The 13,197-nt window shown below is 69.0% G+C and carries 11 protein-coding genes; 4 read left to right on the top strand and 7 right to left on the bottom strand.

Annotated features, from left to right (window positions below):
• The 6 genes from BLQ75_RS02730 to BLQ75_RS02755 form a co-directional block, all read right to left on the bottom strand.
• On the bottom strand, positions 1-1,140 hold a 1,140-nt coding region (locus BLQ75_RS02730; protein ID WP_092597346.1), incomplete at its 3' end, for a methyltransferase domain-containing protein.
• Complete coding sequence (locus BLQ75_RS24105) at positions 1,127-1,327, bottom strand: hypothetical protein (RefSeq protein WP_244515200.1); 201 nt, start codon at positions 1,325-1,327, stop codon at positions 1,127-1,129. The genes BLQ75_RS02730 and BLQ75_RS24105, both read right to left, overlap by 14 nt.
• An 800-nt stretch (positions 1,328-2,127) precedes the next feature.
• Positions 2,128-2,466: a putative ATP-grasp-modified RiPP gene (gene tgmA, locus BLQ75_RS02740; RefSeq protein WP_092598307.1), complete on the bottom strand. Its 339-nt coding sequence runs from the start codon at positions 2,464-2,466 to the stop codon at positions 2,128-2,130.
• 301 nt (positions 2,467-2,767) lie between these two features.
• On the bottom strand, positions 2,768-3,130 hold the full coding sequence (locus BLQ75_RS22915) for a hypothetical protein (RefSeq protein WP_139182893.1): 363 nt from the start codon (positions 3,128-3,130) through the stop codon (positions 2,768-2,770).
• The gene (locus BLQ75_RS02750; RefSeq protein ID WP_092597352.1) at positions 3,123-3,365 is read right to left on the bottom strand and encodes a hypothetical protein; all 243 of its coding nucleotides are present in this window, start codon (positions 3,363-3,365) and stop codon (positions 3,123-3,125) included. The genes BLQ75_RS22915 and BLQ75_RS02750 overlap by 8 nt, the downstream gene beginning before the upstream one ends.
• Positions 3,362-3,580, bottom strand: coding sequence for a hypothetical protein (locus BLQ75_RS02755; protein ID WP_092597355.1), 219 nt, complete (start codon positions 3,578-3,580; stop codon positions 3,362-3,364). Before BLQ75_RS02755 ends, BLQ75_RS02750 begins: the two co-directional genes overlap by 4 nt.
• A gap of 152 nt (positions 3,581-3,732) precedes the next feature.
• Here BLQ75_RS02755 and BLQ75_RS02760 point away from each other — a divergent pair, with 152 nt between their 5' ends.
• The 3 genes from BLQ75_RS02760 (at position 3,733) to BLQ75_RS02770 (ending at position 5,386) form a co-directional block, all read left to right on the top strand.
• Complete coding sequence (locus BLQ75_RS02760) at positions 3,733-4,593, top strand: helix-turn-helix domain-containing protein (protein ID WP_092597357.1); 861 nt, start codon at positions 3,733-3,735, stop codon at positions 4,591-4,593.
• Positions 4,590-4,781 (top strand): DUF397 domain-containing protein, encoded by a 192-nt coding sequence (locus BLQ75_RS02765; protein ID WP_092597360.1) that lies wholly within the window; start codon positions 4,590-4,592, stop codon positions 4,779-4,781. Before BLQ75_RS02760 ends, BLQ75_RS02765 begins: the two co-directional genes overlap by 4 nt.
• A gap of 278 nt (positions 4,782-5,059) precedes the next feature.
• Positions 5,060-5,386 (top strand): DF family (seleno)protein, encoded by a 327-nt coding sequence (locus BLQ75_RS02770; RefSeq protein ID WP_092598310.1) that lies wholly within the window; start codon positions 5,060-5,062, stop codon positions 5,384-5,386.
• A 222-nt stretch (positions 5,387-5,608) separates the two neighbouring features.
• Here the strand turns inward: BLQ75_RS02770 and BLQ75_RS02775 are convergent, their stop codons facing one another.
• Positions 5,609-8,863: a CHAT domain-containing protein gene (locus BLQ75_RS02775; protein ID WP_092597363.1), complete on the bottom strand. Its 3,255-nt coding sequence runs from the start codon at positions 8,861-8,863 to the stop codon at positions 5,609-5,611.
• 781 nt (positions 8,864-9,644) lie between these two features.
• Between BLQ75_RS02775 and rpoB the strand changes: the two genes are divergently transcribed.
• Positions 9,645-13,127, top strand: a complete 3,483-nt coding sequence (gene rpoB, locus BLQ75_RS02780) for a DNA-directed RNA polymerase subunit beta (RefSeq protein ID WP_092597366.1) — start codon at positions 9,645-9,647, stop codon at positions 13,125-13,127.
• Positions 13,128-13,197 lie beyond the last annotated feature (70 nt).

Here is a 13,197-nt window from a genome sequence, read left to right on the forward strand (position 1 = left end):
CCAGTGGGTGGGGTTGTGGGGGTGGTCGATCCAGAGCCGTTGGTGGTGTTGGGTGGCGGTGATGCCGAGGCGGGGCCAGTCGGGTTTGCCGTGGGTCAGCCAGGTCTGGTGGGCGTGTTCGACGGGTTCCCACAGTGGGGTGGGTCCGGTTTCGGTGACCTCGTATCGGTTGTTCGTGGTGGTGAGGGTGATGTCGGTGGTGGAGCCGTCGGGGGCGGTCATGGTGGCCGCCGCCGGTCGGCCGGTGTCCGGGTCGAGGCGCATGCCGATCGTGACTCCGTCGGGCAGGCCGTGGAATTGGGCCAGCAGCCAGACCACGCGGTTGTCCCACCAGGGGGTGGGTGGGGTGGTGGTCGTCCGGCTGCGGGGGCTGCTTGTGTCGGGTGCTCGGTGTTCGCCGGGGGTTGTCGGAGCGGCGCCGCGCATTCCCATGAACGAGGCCCACCGGCTGGAGAACCGGCCTTCCAGTCGGTCACCCCGCCGGTGGAGGAGAGCGAGCCCGCCCGCGTTGATCGCCGCGGGCATCACGTTCACGAGCACCGTGCCCCCGGGGGTGAGTTGTTCGGCCCAGTTCCAGGGCACGCGGGGGACGGAGCAGGTGGCGATGATGCGGTCGTAGGGCGCGTGTTCGGGCAGGCCGTCCGCGCCGTCGCGGCAGGCCAGCGTGGGGTGGTGGCCCAGGCGGGCCAGCCTCTCGCGGGCGGCCTCGACCAGAGCAGGGTCGATGTCGACGGAGTACACCTCGCGGTCGCCGAGCCGATGGGTCAGCAACGCGGTGGTGTAGCCGGTCCCGGTGCCCACCGCCAGCACGGTGTGCCCGTCGTGGACGTCGAGGGTTTCGAGCATACGCAGGATCAGGTCGGGTTTGGTGCCGCTGGACAGCGGATGGTCTCGCCCGTCGAGCGAGGTCACCAGCGTGATCGGGGAGTACGCCGCGTCCAGGCCTTCCGGCGTGGTCGCGTCCACGGGTTCCCATTCGTAGTTGTCCGGGGTCTGCCGGTAGAAGGTGGGAACCAGTTCGTGCCGAGGCGTGGCGGCCACGGCCGCCTTCCACGCGGGCTCTTGCAGCGCTCCGTCGGCCTCCAATCGTTCGGCCAACCGCGCCGCGCGATCGGTCCAGGCGCCCTCACGCTGTGACATGGTGGTGCTCCTCGTGGTCGGTGGGGTTTGAGGTGAGCAGTTCGGCCAGCTGGCCGGTGATCGCCGCGCCGGTGGCGGCTTCGAGCCACCCGTACTGGCCGCCCGGGTTGATCTCCAGGAAGACCCACCGGCCCTCGGGAGTGATCACGAAGTCCAGCGCGCCGTACAGCAGACCGAATCGCCGCATCAGCGCGCACGCCGTCGGCGACCCGCTGCGGTGGGGTGGTGAGCTCGTAGTGCAGTGCTCCGATGTCGCTGCGCCAGTCCACGTGCGACGCGGCGTTTCCCGCTTCGATGCGCACGGTAGTGATCGTGTCACCAACCGCGATGACACGTGCCTCGGCCCGCTTCGGTACCCATCGCTGGGCCAGGTGCACGGTCGACTCGATGCCGTTCAGGTCGTCGAGATCGGCCGCGTCGAGCGCCCGCGTCCAGGCAACGGAGTGGGTGTTATCGCTGGTGAGGCTGGTGTTGCCGAGCATTTTCGTGACTGTTCGCCCTCGGCCCGCGAACGAGGTGAACGAAGTCGGCTCGTTGGTCAACGCGGTCTCGGGCACGCACAGGCCGAGCCGGGCTGCTTCGGTCAGTTGCACAGGCTTGTACGCGGCGTCGGCCAGGCGGGACGGGTGGTTGACCCATATCGCGGGTAGCGAGGCCAGCACCCCGCCCAGGCCGTACTTCGCTTCGAGGAACGCGTGTTGGCGTACCTGTGGTTCCCACTCGTTCGGGAACCGGAACGCTTCGGGTGCGCGGTAGTACACGCCGGTGATCTCGGAGAGGTCGATGGTGTGCGCGGGAGTGGTCAGGTGTCCGCACCAGCGGTCCCCCGCGCAGCTCGGCGGACAGGCCGAGCCGCGCGGGAAACCATCCGGTGTTCACCCGATGAACCCGCGTGCCGCGTCGTTGGACGGCCTCGACCATCGCGTCCGCACTGGGGTCGATGTCGCGGGCGAGGATGAGCACTGTCACGGATGAAGCCTTTCCGGATCAGTTCGATTCGGACATGTCCGGGGCGAAGTCCTTGGCCGACCAGTCCTCGGAGGGGCCTTCCTGGCCGTCCATGTTGGTGGTGGTCATGCCCATGTGAAGTTCGTGCAGCGGCATACCCCGCTCGTCGACGGCGACCTGGCGGTCGTGGTCGTAGCGGCCGTTCAGTGCCCTGTCCGTCGGATCGCCGACGGCGACCATGTTCCGCAGTCCCCACGGCTGAGAGGCAGGCCCGGCGGGCTGCTCCCCCTGCGGGCGTGCCAGCGGGAACTGGGCCGAGTGCGAGGCCACCGGCTCGTGGGCGAACGTTGCGTCGCGCTCGCTGGTTGGCGTTGTCATAACCTGTTCTCCTTCCTTTCGGGGCAGTCCTGCCCTGCTCGTGTCGTCCCCGGCGGCTTCGGAGAACCGCCGGGGACTCCCGGTGGGGACCGGGTGGACACCGCCGGGTCGGCGGTTGACGTGGAGGCACCGGCTCGGCGGCAGCGGTTCGGCGGTGGGCGGGGTGGTTTCGCCGAAGCGGGGTAGTGGGGGTGTTTCGCGCTGGGTGGTGGCCCGGTCGATGTTGTCGGGGTGTGCATCGGCCGGGCGGGACGGTCCGGTGCCGGGGGTCGGGGGTGTCAGCGGCACCGGACCGTGTTCGCTACAGGGTGCGTAGCCCGGCCAGGACACGGTCGAGCAGAGCCGTCGAGGGCCGCTCGTCGGGCGCGGTAGCCTGGGCGGGCCGACCCGGTAGCTTGCTCCTACCGGGTCGGCGCTGTACTGCCGCCGACAACGGCAGCGTCCCGCGCCAGTGCGTGAAGCGGCCTTGTCCGAGCGCGGGCATGATCTCGGTGAGGGCCGCGTCGGCCCGCACCTCCTCGGGCCCGGTGCGGCCCGCTTCTCGTCGTGGCCGCCGGGTGGTGAACGCCCCCGGCCCCGCCGTTGGCACGGGAGGTTCGCCGTGGCGACTGGTGGCCGCGTCCCGGCTCCATCGGTGAGCGGCGCCCGGTGACGACTCAGGCATCGCCATCCCCCTCGACGGGGGTGGTCCGCCCGTTCGGCTCGTGACCGGGAAGTTCCCCGGCGGGCAGGGTCTCGGCGTGCTGGCGCAGAGCGGTGGCGAACTCTTCGAGCGCGGCGGCGGCATCACGGCACTGCGCCGAGCTGTAACGGCGCCAGCCCAGCGCGAAGGCCGCGTCGCTCATCAGCCACTCGCAGCGTCGTGCCAGGATCGCGATCTCGGCGTGCGGGCTGCTCATGAGAGCTCACTCGCTCGGATCGCCGCGTCGAGCACCGCCCGCAGCTCCCGGGCCTGCCGCACCGTCCACACCGTCCGGTTGTAGACCGTCGGCGTCTCGATGCGGATCACCTCGGGAGTCCACTGTGACCGCCACACCCGCAGCGAACCGGAGCCACCTTCGTGATGGCATCTCACCCGCACCCCGAAACCGGACGTCTCGTATCTCTGGGACATTCGACAAGCTCCCTATTTTTCGCGGAACGACCAGCTGTTTCCGCTCCTCGTGACCATGTGATGCGACAGTATTTTGTCGTGCGCGCCATCCACGATGCTTCGATCGAGTGATGTTGGTACACAGAAAAGTCTCAGCGACATAATCTTGTCGCATGGCAAACACCAAGCGAACTTCTCCGAGGGCGCGTGCTCTTGGCGCAGAATTGCGCGATTTCCGCGAACAAGCAGGAATGACAGTGCGCGATGTAGCGGAGCGACTCGGTGGGCATCACTCGAAGTACGCCAGACTCGAAACCGGGCAGACGCCGCAGTCTCCGGAAATGGTCGTCGCACTGCTCACGACATACGGAGCATCGGAATCCGAGCGCGACAGGCTCGCGACAATGGCCCGCGATGCGACAGACGAAACGAACTGGATCAAGCCGAGAACACGATCGGTGAACCAAGATCTGACCACGCTGATCGAGTTCGAGCGGACAGCGACCTCGATCGTGGACGTCTCACCGATCATGATTCCGGGACCGCTCCAGACCGCGGACTACGCACGAGCGGTCATGTCCAGCGGGACACCTTCGGAAGAGCTGGAAGCACAAGTCACGATGCGCGTGGGGCGGCGTGACGTGCTGACAAGACGAAACGCCCCGACGCTGCACTCGTTCATCGGTGAATGGGCGCTGCGCGAGCCGATGGGCAGTGCCGAAATCATGGCCGACCAGCTACGGCACCTCGCCAAGATGGCTGAACTCGACAACGTGACCATGCGCGTGATCCCCAGCAGGACCGGCGGGTGGACACCCGCGCACGCGGGTCACTTCCTGCTCTTCGAATTCGCCAAGGCGGCACCGGTGGTGCACGTGGAACACCTGCGATCCGATGCGTTTCTCAGCAGCCCTGGGGAGATCGAGGTGTACCAGGAAGCGACGGCTAACCTCCGTGGCGTGGCGATGAGTCCAGAGGACTCGGCGGAACTCATCGCCAGCATCGCAACGGAGTTGGAGGACAGCCAGGAATGACGGTACACCCCCGAGGATGGCGGAAGTCTAGCCGCTCGAACCAACACTCGCACTGCGTCGAGATCGGCCGCGTCGGTGACGGCGCCGCCGTGCGTGACACCAAGGATCGTGCGGCCGGGTACTTCACCGCCACCGGCGCCCAGTGGGCCGCGTTCATCGATGCCGTGAAGAACGAGCGGTTCGAGTGAGCCGACGGCTCGTGCGGCAGCCCGGTTCGTGAACCGGTCCGAACCGTTCCTCGGGGGTCGGTTCCGAGTTTCGGCCCCGACTTTCCGGGGAGCGGTTCAGCGCGGGCCGCACCGTGAACCCCACCGCGAACCGGCCGCCGGAGCTCTCCCGGCCATCGACTCCCCGAGCTTGGGACGCGACGGCCTTCGAGGTCCGCGAGCTCCGAACGCGGCCGGTGAGTGAGAAGCGGGCCCGAACTCCGGAGACAACTGCCCGCGAGCCGGTGCACCATGAGGTCGTGGACGTCGAACTGCTCTACTTCGCGGACTGCCCGAGCTGGTACCTGACCCGGGAACGGCTCGACCAGGCCCTCAGGATGTCGGGGCACCCGGAGGTGGAGGTCCGCCTGCGTGCTGTCGAGACGGACCGGCAGGCCCGGGACCTAAGCTTCCCGGGATCTCCCACCGTCCGCGTCAACGGCCGTGACGCGTTCCCGACCACGGCCGGGACGTACGGCCTGACCTGTCGGGTCTACACCACCCCGGACGGGCTCACCGGTTCCCCCACCGTCGACCAGCTCGTCCACGCGCTCCGCGCCGCTTCCCAGAGCCACGCCTCCCAGTGACCTCGCGGCGTTCCCCGGCTCGTGACGATCCCCGAATCCACCCCGGTTCGGTCCCGAGGTCCGGCGCCGGTTCCACGGCCCCGCGTGCGGGCCGTCCCCGAGAAATCGGCACCGCCCCCATCGGTTCGTGCGCCCGCCGTGCGGACAGGTGCCCCCAGGTCGGTGCTCCCCAGCTCGTGTTCCCCGGCCGGCGCCGCCGGAGCGGTGCTGCCGGATGGGACCTCAGGTCCCCACGTGGGTGTAACCGGCCCACAGCGTCGGTGCGTCGGGATACCGCTTGCGCAGTCTGCGCGTCGTCGCGTTGAGCACGCTGGGGGAGAACTCGGCGCGGAACTCGCCGTCGCGGGCCAGCTCCGCGTACAGCGCCGAGAGCACGTCCTCCGCCGGTCCCCGGTGCATCGCCCACAGGGTGCTGATCACGTGCCTGAAGCCCATGAAGGCGAACGCGCCCGCCATCGTCAACGCGGCGGCCGAGGGGGTGTCCTTGGTCCTGCAGCGGGCCAGGCACAGGAACTTCGCGTCGCCGAAGTCGCGCTGGCCCAGCTCCAGCAGATTCAGCGATCTCGCGCGCTCCTCCCGGTCCAGCACCAGCCCGGCGGCGGGCTGGGCGGCGTGCTGCGTGCTCGGCTCGCAGACGTGAACCAGTTGGTGCTGGTCGAACGCGGCGAACACGTCGTCGGCGGTGTGGTCGCGCTCCGACATCAGCGTCGCCGAGGGCCAGTGCCGCGCCGGAATCCTGCCCGGCTGGTCGGGGGTCCGCTCGTCGGCCGGTCCGGCGATCAGCGCCCCGTCGGCCCCCGCCCGCTCCCGGCGGTGCTTGGCCGCCAGCAGCACGCGCAGCCCCGGGGTGTACGAGGAGATCACGCGGTCCAGCGCGCTCTCCCCCGCGGTGGACGTCGCGGCGTGCAGCGGCAGGAAGGCCGCCGCGCCCTGCGTGCTCCACCACAGCCTGGGCCAGCGCGCGCCCTGCGGCGGCATCCGGGTGTAGCCCATCCGGTCGAGGACGGGGCGCGTGACGTTCCGCCACAGCCAGTCCAGCGTGCTGCCGAGCGCGCGTTCGGTGTCGGCGGTGCGCTGCGCCTGCTGCGCGGCGTTCAGGGCCGAGGCGGCGTGCTCCTCGGCCAGTTCCGGGGTCACCGAGGGCAGGCTCACCACCAGCGCCCGACCACCGAAAACGATTACCGCGTCCGAACGGTACTCGCTCAGGTTGACCAGCACGACCGCTCCCTCGTCGGCCGCCTCGGCCAGCGCGTCGAAGGTCCGGGTCCGAAGCCTGCCCTCGTGCCCGGGCTCCGCGCGGATCTCGGTGAGCAGCTCCTCCCAGGTGTCGGCCAGCCAACGCCTGCGGCGCACGTCGTCGATGACGTCCACCCCGCCGAGGATCGGTTCCTCGGGATGTCGGTCGAGGAGCCTGCGCAGCCGAACCGCGTCGGTGGCCAGCTCCGGGTGGCTCAGGTTGAGCTGGCCGAGTTCGCTGCCCGCGGGCAGCAGCTCGGACAGCAGCGCGGCGCGGCCGTGCTCCAGCAGCTCCACCGCCCGCTCCGGCTTGCCGACCTCGATGGCGCAGGCCGCCGCGTCGGCGGTCACGTGGGCCCAGCGGCGCTGCACGGTCGGGGTGGCCACGGCGCGCTTGCCCTGGGTGACCAGCGGAAGCAACTCGACGGCCAGTGTGAACGACTCCAGCGCCTCGGACCAGCGGTGCGCCTGGGCGGCGAGCCTGCCGCACAGGTTGGCCGCCTTGAGTCGCTGGTCGGCGGGACCGGTCGGCAGCGTGGCCGCGTCGGTCAGCGTCTTGCGGGCCCAGCGGTACAGCTTCCGCCTGCCGGTGCGGCGGTAGAGCGTCTGCAGCGCGCGCCCCAGATGGGTGGCGACCGTGACCCGCTCCGGTGCCGAGTCCGGCATGGCGATCAGCGCTCTGTCGAACATCTCGATCGCCGTGTCCAGCTCCTCGTTGCGGGAGTTGAGCCGGTGGCGGTGGGCGGCCACGACGCCCAGCTGCGCGTAGGCGGTGTACTGCGGCGCGGTGCGCTGCTGGGAGTTCCGCAGCGCCTCCTCGGCCGCTTCCCCCGCCCGGTCGAGGTCGGACTGCTGGCCCGCCCGCTCGAACCTCGTGATCAGCGTGGAGGCGAGCGAGTTCAGCACCGCGCAGCGCTTGGCCGGGGTGGTCTCGCTGTCGGTGGCGGCCTCCCCGGCGGACACCGCCGTGTCCAGCGCGGCCGTGTTGCCCGCGTGCAGGTAGTGCCTGCGGGCCAGCGCGCCGTAGCTGGCCAGGGCCACGGCACGGTTCGGGTCGTCGCCGGCCAGGTCGCGCATCACCGGGCTGATCGTCTTCAGCGCGCGGTAGAGGTTGCCGGACTCGCCGCTGCTGTCCAGGTGCTCCACGGTCGAGGAGGTGAGGTTCCAGATCAGCTTGCCCAGCACCGGGTTCCCCGCGTCCAGGTCCTCCAGCACTCCGAACAGCTCGTTGATCGCGGACTGCAGGTCGGCGAGATCGCCCCGCTGGCGGTAGCGCAACCGCAGCGCTTCCGCGAAGCGGAGCAGCATCCAACGGCGGTGCTGGCCGTCCGGGAGCAGCCCCACGCCGATCCGCAGGTACTTGATCCCCTCGTCGAGGTCGTTCGGGTCGGTGGTCCGCTCGTGTCTGCGCAGCAGGGCCGTGCCCAGACTGATCAGCGGATCGGGACTGTCGGTGGGAGGGCCGCCGTCCTGGCCCGCGGACTCGCGCAGCGCGGCCTGGAAGACCTCGATCGACTCGTCGTCCGAGTCGTTGTCGGCGGCCAGCCTGGCGTGCAGCTTCAGCGCGTTGCCCAGCCTGATCAGGGCGGTGCCCCGGTGGCGCCGCAGGTCCTCGGCCGGGTCGCCCACCGAGGAGGGAGCCGTCCTCTCGGTGCGTTCGACGCCGAGGCGGGCGATCTCGACGGACTCGGCGGCCTGCTCGGCCGAGCCCGTGCGGTTCGCGGAGTCGGTCAGCGCCAGTGCCAGGTTGCTCAGGTAGAGCACCTCGTCCGGGTCGTCGCGCCTGGCGGCATCCGCGGCGGCGCGGTAGTAGGACACGGCGTCCTCCAGGTGCGCCGGATCACCGGAGGCCAGGTGCGCGAGCTGGGCGGCGCTCCCCAGATTGTTGAGCACCCCGGGGCGGGAGGGGTCCTGCTCCGGCAGCGCCCCCGCCGTGGCGCGCAGCACCTCGGTCACCCAGGACAGTTCCGTGAAGTCGAAGGTGCTCATCATCCGGTTGAGGGCGGCCAGCGCCTCCGCGTAGCGCTGCTCGGCGTCCTGCTCCGTCGGTCGGGCCGGGGTGGTGCTCCGCCCCTGAGGGGCGGGCTGCTGCCGCGGGGGCTGCTCCTGGGAGGGACGGTCGTCCGCCTCGTTGGTGAACCAGCTGTTGGCGGTACCGCTCGTTCGCCGTTCCGGTGTCGGCCCCCCGGAGTGGTCCTGGCCCCGGGGCGTTCGGTCCTGCTGGTTCAACTGGTCGTTCATCCTGTTCTCCCGTGTCACCGCGGGTGCGAAACCGGGGCCGACTCCTCGGTGCCTGCGGCGTCCGCCGAGTAGGATCACGATTCCGCACGGTCACGCGTCGATCGTGTCACGACCGTTGCTCGGTGCAGACGATACGAGTGCGTCGTACGGTTCCGCCGGGGTATCGGTCAAAAATTCGCACAGATCTTCCGGGATGTGGGAACACGGGACGTTCTCGCGGTGTTCACCCTCCCGTTGACCTGGCGGCGGGGCGCGGCCGGGTCGGGTGCGGTGGTTCGGTTCGCGAGGGGGGTCTCGCCGTAGCCCGCTCCGGAAGGGCCGAGCCGGGGCGCTCGCCGCGATCTCGGGGCGGGTGAGCTGTGACGTCGGTCGCGGCGTAGAGTGACGATCGGAATGCGCGGCGTGGTGTGTGGTCACATCGAGTGACCATGCTTTCGTTCGGGAGAGTGATGCGGCGTGGAGCTCTTGACTCACGGCCTCCGGGCGGTCACGCTTGTTTTCGGTAGACGCCGGAGCGGATGACCTAGCGGGTGATGCGGTGATCGCCGAGGCGGGCGGTAACGGCCCCCTCTCGACAGCGGGCGACACGCGCGCTAGACTGCTACGTTGCGCTGCCCGCATTCCCCGTTCCCTGGCCTGAGGACTCAGCAATGGTGGCCCTGAGCTGGGGCTTTCCGGATTGCGGGCGCCATTGCACCCTTGACAGCCGTGCTATCCGGACACCTACACCCAACGCTCCGGAAGCGGTTGCAGCCAGTTCAGAGTCCCGGAAGGACGCATCTTGGCAGTCTCCCGCGCGACCAAGGTCTCTGCAGCTTCCAACTTCACGAGGGGGATCCCTGGGGCCCCCAGGCGGGTCTCATTCGAGAAGATCCGTGAGCCGCTGGAAGTACCAGACCTGCTCGATCTGCAGGTCCAATCCTTCGAATGGCTCGTCGGTGACGAGGCCTGGTTCCAGCGCCGGGTCGATGCCGGCGAGGAAATGCCCGTTGGTGGCCTGGAAGAGGTCCTGAACGAGATCTCCCCGATCGAGGACTTCTCGGGCTCCATGTCGCTGTCCTTTTCCGACCCGCGATTCGACGAGGTCAAGGCCTCCATCGAGGAGTGCAAAGACAAGGACATGACCTACGCGGCTCCGCTGTTCGTCACGGCGGAGTTCATAAACCAGACGACGGGCGAGATCAAGAGTCAGACCGTCTTCATGGGGGACTTCCCCGTGATGAGCGACAAGGGCACGTTCATCATCAACGGCACCGAGCGTGTCGTGGTCTCCCAGCTGGTCCGCTCGCCCGGCGTGTACTTCGACCAGACCGTCGACAAGTCGACGGACAAGGACGTCTACAGCGCGAAGATCATCCCCAGCCGGGGTGCCTGGCTGGAGTTCGACGTCGACAAGCGCGACACCGTCGGCGTGCGCATCGATCGCAAGCGCCGCCAGCCGGTGACCGTCCTGCTCAAGGCGCTGGGGTGGACCGCGGAGGGCATCCGCGAGCGGTTCGGCTTCTCCGAGACGATGCTCTCGACGCTGGAGAAGGACCACACCACGGGCCAGGACGAGGCCCTGCTGGACATCTACCGCAAGCTGCGTCCCGGCGAGCCGCCGACGAAGGAGAGCGCGCAGACGCTGCTGGAGAACCTCTTCTTCAAGGAGAAGCGGTACGACCTCGCGCGCGTCGGCCGGTACAAGGTCAACAAGAAGCTCGGCATCGACCTGCCGTTCACCTCGGGGGTGCTCACCCACGAGGACATCGCCACCACCATCGAGTACCTGGTGCGGCTGCACGCGGGCGAGAGCTCGATGGGCTCCGAGGGCAACGAGGTCCCGGTCGAGCTCGACGACATCGACCACTTCGGCAACCGCAGGCTGCGCACCGTCGGTGAACTCATCCAGAACCAGGTGCGGGTCGGCCTCTCCCGGATGGAGCGCGTCGTCCGCGAGCGCATGACCACGCAGGACGTCGAGGCGATCACGCCGCAGACGCTGATCAACATTCGTCCGGTGGTCGCCGCGATCAAGGAGTTCTTCGGTACCTCGCAGCTCTCCCAGTTCATGGACCAGACCAACCCGCTGGCCGGGCTGACGCACAAGCGGCGGCTCTCGGCCCTGGGGCCGGGCGGTCTGTCCCGGGAGCGCGCCGGCGTCGAGGTCCGTGACGTGCACCCCTCGCACTACGGTCGGATGTGCCCGATCGAGACGCCGGAGGGGCCGAACATCGGTCTGATCGGTTCGCTGGCGACCTTCGGCAGGGTCAACCCCTTCGGGTTCATCGAGACGCCCTACCGCAAGGTGGTCGACGGTGTGGTCACCGACCAGGTGGACTACCTCACCGCCGACGAGGAGGACCGCTACACCAAGGCGCAGGCCAACACGCCGATCGACGACGACGGCAACTTCCTGGAGGAGCGCGTACTCGGCAGGCGCAAGGGCGGCGAGGTCGAGCTGCTCGCCCCCACCGAGATCGAGTACATGGACGTCTCGCCGCGCCAGATGGTCTCGGCGGCCACGGCGATGCTGCCGTTCCTGGAGCACGACGACGCCAACCGCGCCCTGATGGGCGCCAACATGCAGCGGCAGGCCGTTCCGCTGCTGCGCAGCGAGTCCCCGCTCGTCGGCACCGGCATGGAGCTGCGTGCCGCCGTCGACGCGGGCAACGTCATCACCGCCGAGAAGGCGGGTGTCGTCGAGGAGCTGTGCGCCGACTACCTCACGATCATGGACGACGACGGCAACCGGCGCACCTACCGGCTGCAGAAGTTCGCCCGCTCCAACCACGGCACCTGCATCAACCAGAAGCCGATCGTCAACGAGGGCGACCGGGTCGAGGCCGGCCAGGTCATCGCCGACGGCCCCTCGACCGAGAACGGCGAGATGGCGCTGGGCAAGAACCTGCTGGTCGGCATCATGCCGTGGGAGGGGCACAACTACGAGGACGCGATCATCCTCTCCCAGCGGCTGGTGCAGGACGACGTGCTGACCTCGATCCACATCGAGGAGCACGAGGTGGACGCCCGCGACACCAAGCTGGGTTCCGAGGAGATCACCAGGGACATCCCGAACGTCTCCGAGGACGTGCTCTCCGACCTCGACGAGCGCGGCATCGTCCGGATCGGTGCCGAGGTGCAGGGCGGCGACATCCTCGTCGGCAAGGTCACCCCCAAGGGTGAGACCGAGCTGACCCCCGAGGAGCGGCTGCTCCGGGCCATCTTCGGCGAGAAGGCCAGGGAGGTCCGCGACACCTCGCTGAAGGTGCCGCACGGCGAGACCGGCAAGGTCATCGGCGTCCGCGTCTTCAATCGCGAGGAGGACGACGAGCTTCCCCCCGGTGTCAACGAGCTGGTCCGGGTCTACGTGGCCCAGAAGAGCAAGATCCAGGACGGTGACAAGCTCGCGGGCAGGCACGGCAACAAGGGCGTCATCGGCAAGATCCTGCCGATCGAGGACATGCCGTTCACCAAGGACGGCACCCCGATGGACATCATCCTCAACACCCACGGTGTGCCGAGGCGTATGAACATCGGGCAGGTTCTGGAGACGCACCTCGGCTGGATCGCCTCGCAGGGCTGGTCCATCGACGGGGACCCGGACTGGGCGAACAAGATCCCCGAGGAGCTCTACGACGTCGAGCCGGGCACCAAGACGGCCAGCCCGGTGTTCGACGGTGCTCGCGAGGAGGAGATCACCGGTCTGCTGTCGTCGACGAAGCCGAACCGCGACGGTGAGCGCGTCGTGGACGGCGATGGCAAGGCGATGCTGATCGACGGGCGGAGCGGGGAGCCGTACCCGCACCGTGTGGCGGTCGGCTACATGTACATCCTCAAGCTGTTGCACCTGGTGGATGACAAGATCCACGCCCGGTCGACCGGGCCGTACTCGATGATCACCCAACAGCCGCTGGGTGGTAAGGCCCAGTTCGGTGGCCAGCGCTTCGGTGAGATGGAGTGCTGGGCGATGCAGGCCTACGGCGCCGCCTACACCCTGCAGGAGCTGTTGACGATCAAGTCCGACGACGTGCTCGGCCGCGTCAAGGTCTACGAGGCGGTCGTCAAGGGCGAGAACATCCCCGAGCCGGGTATTCCGGAGTCGTTCAAGGTGTTGCTCAAGGAGCTGCAGTCGCTGTGCCTGAATGTCGAGGTGCTCTCCAGCGACGGCGCCGCCATCGAGATGCGTGACGGCGACGACGAGGACCTCGAACGCGCGGCGGCCAACCTCGGCATCAACCTGTCCAAGAACGAGGCGCCCTCGGTCGACGACGTTGTCAACTGACCTCGTCGCCGGTTCGCGGAAGCCCGGCGCGGCTTCCGCGAACCGGCCCCACGTCCACCCGGCACACACC

It is taken from the genome of Actinopolyspora xinjiangensis (assembly GCF_900104475.1).
Taxonomy (GTDB): domain Bacteria; phylum Actinomycetota; class Actinomycetes; order Mycobacteriales; family Pseudonocardiaceae; genus Actinopolyspora; species Actinopolyspora xinjiangensis.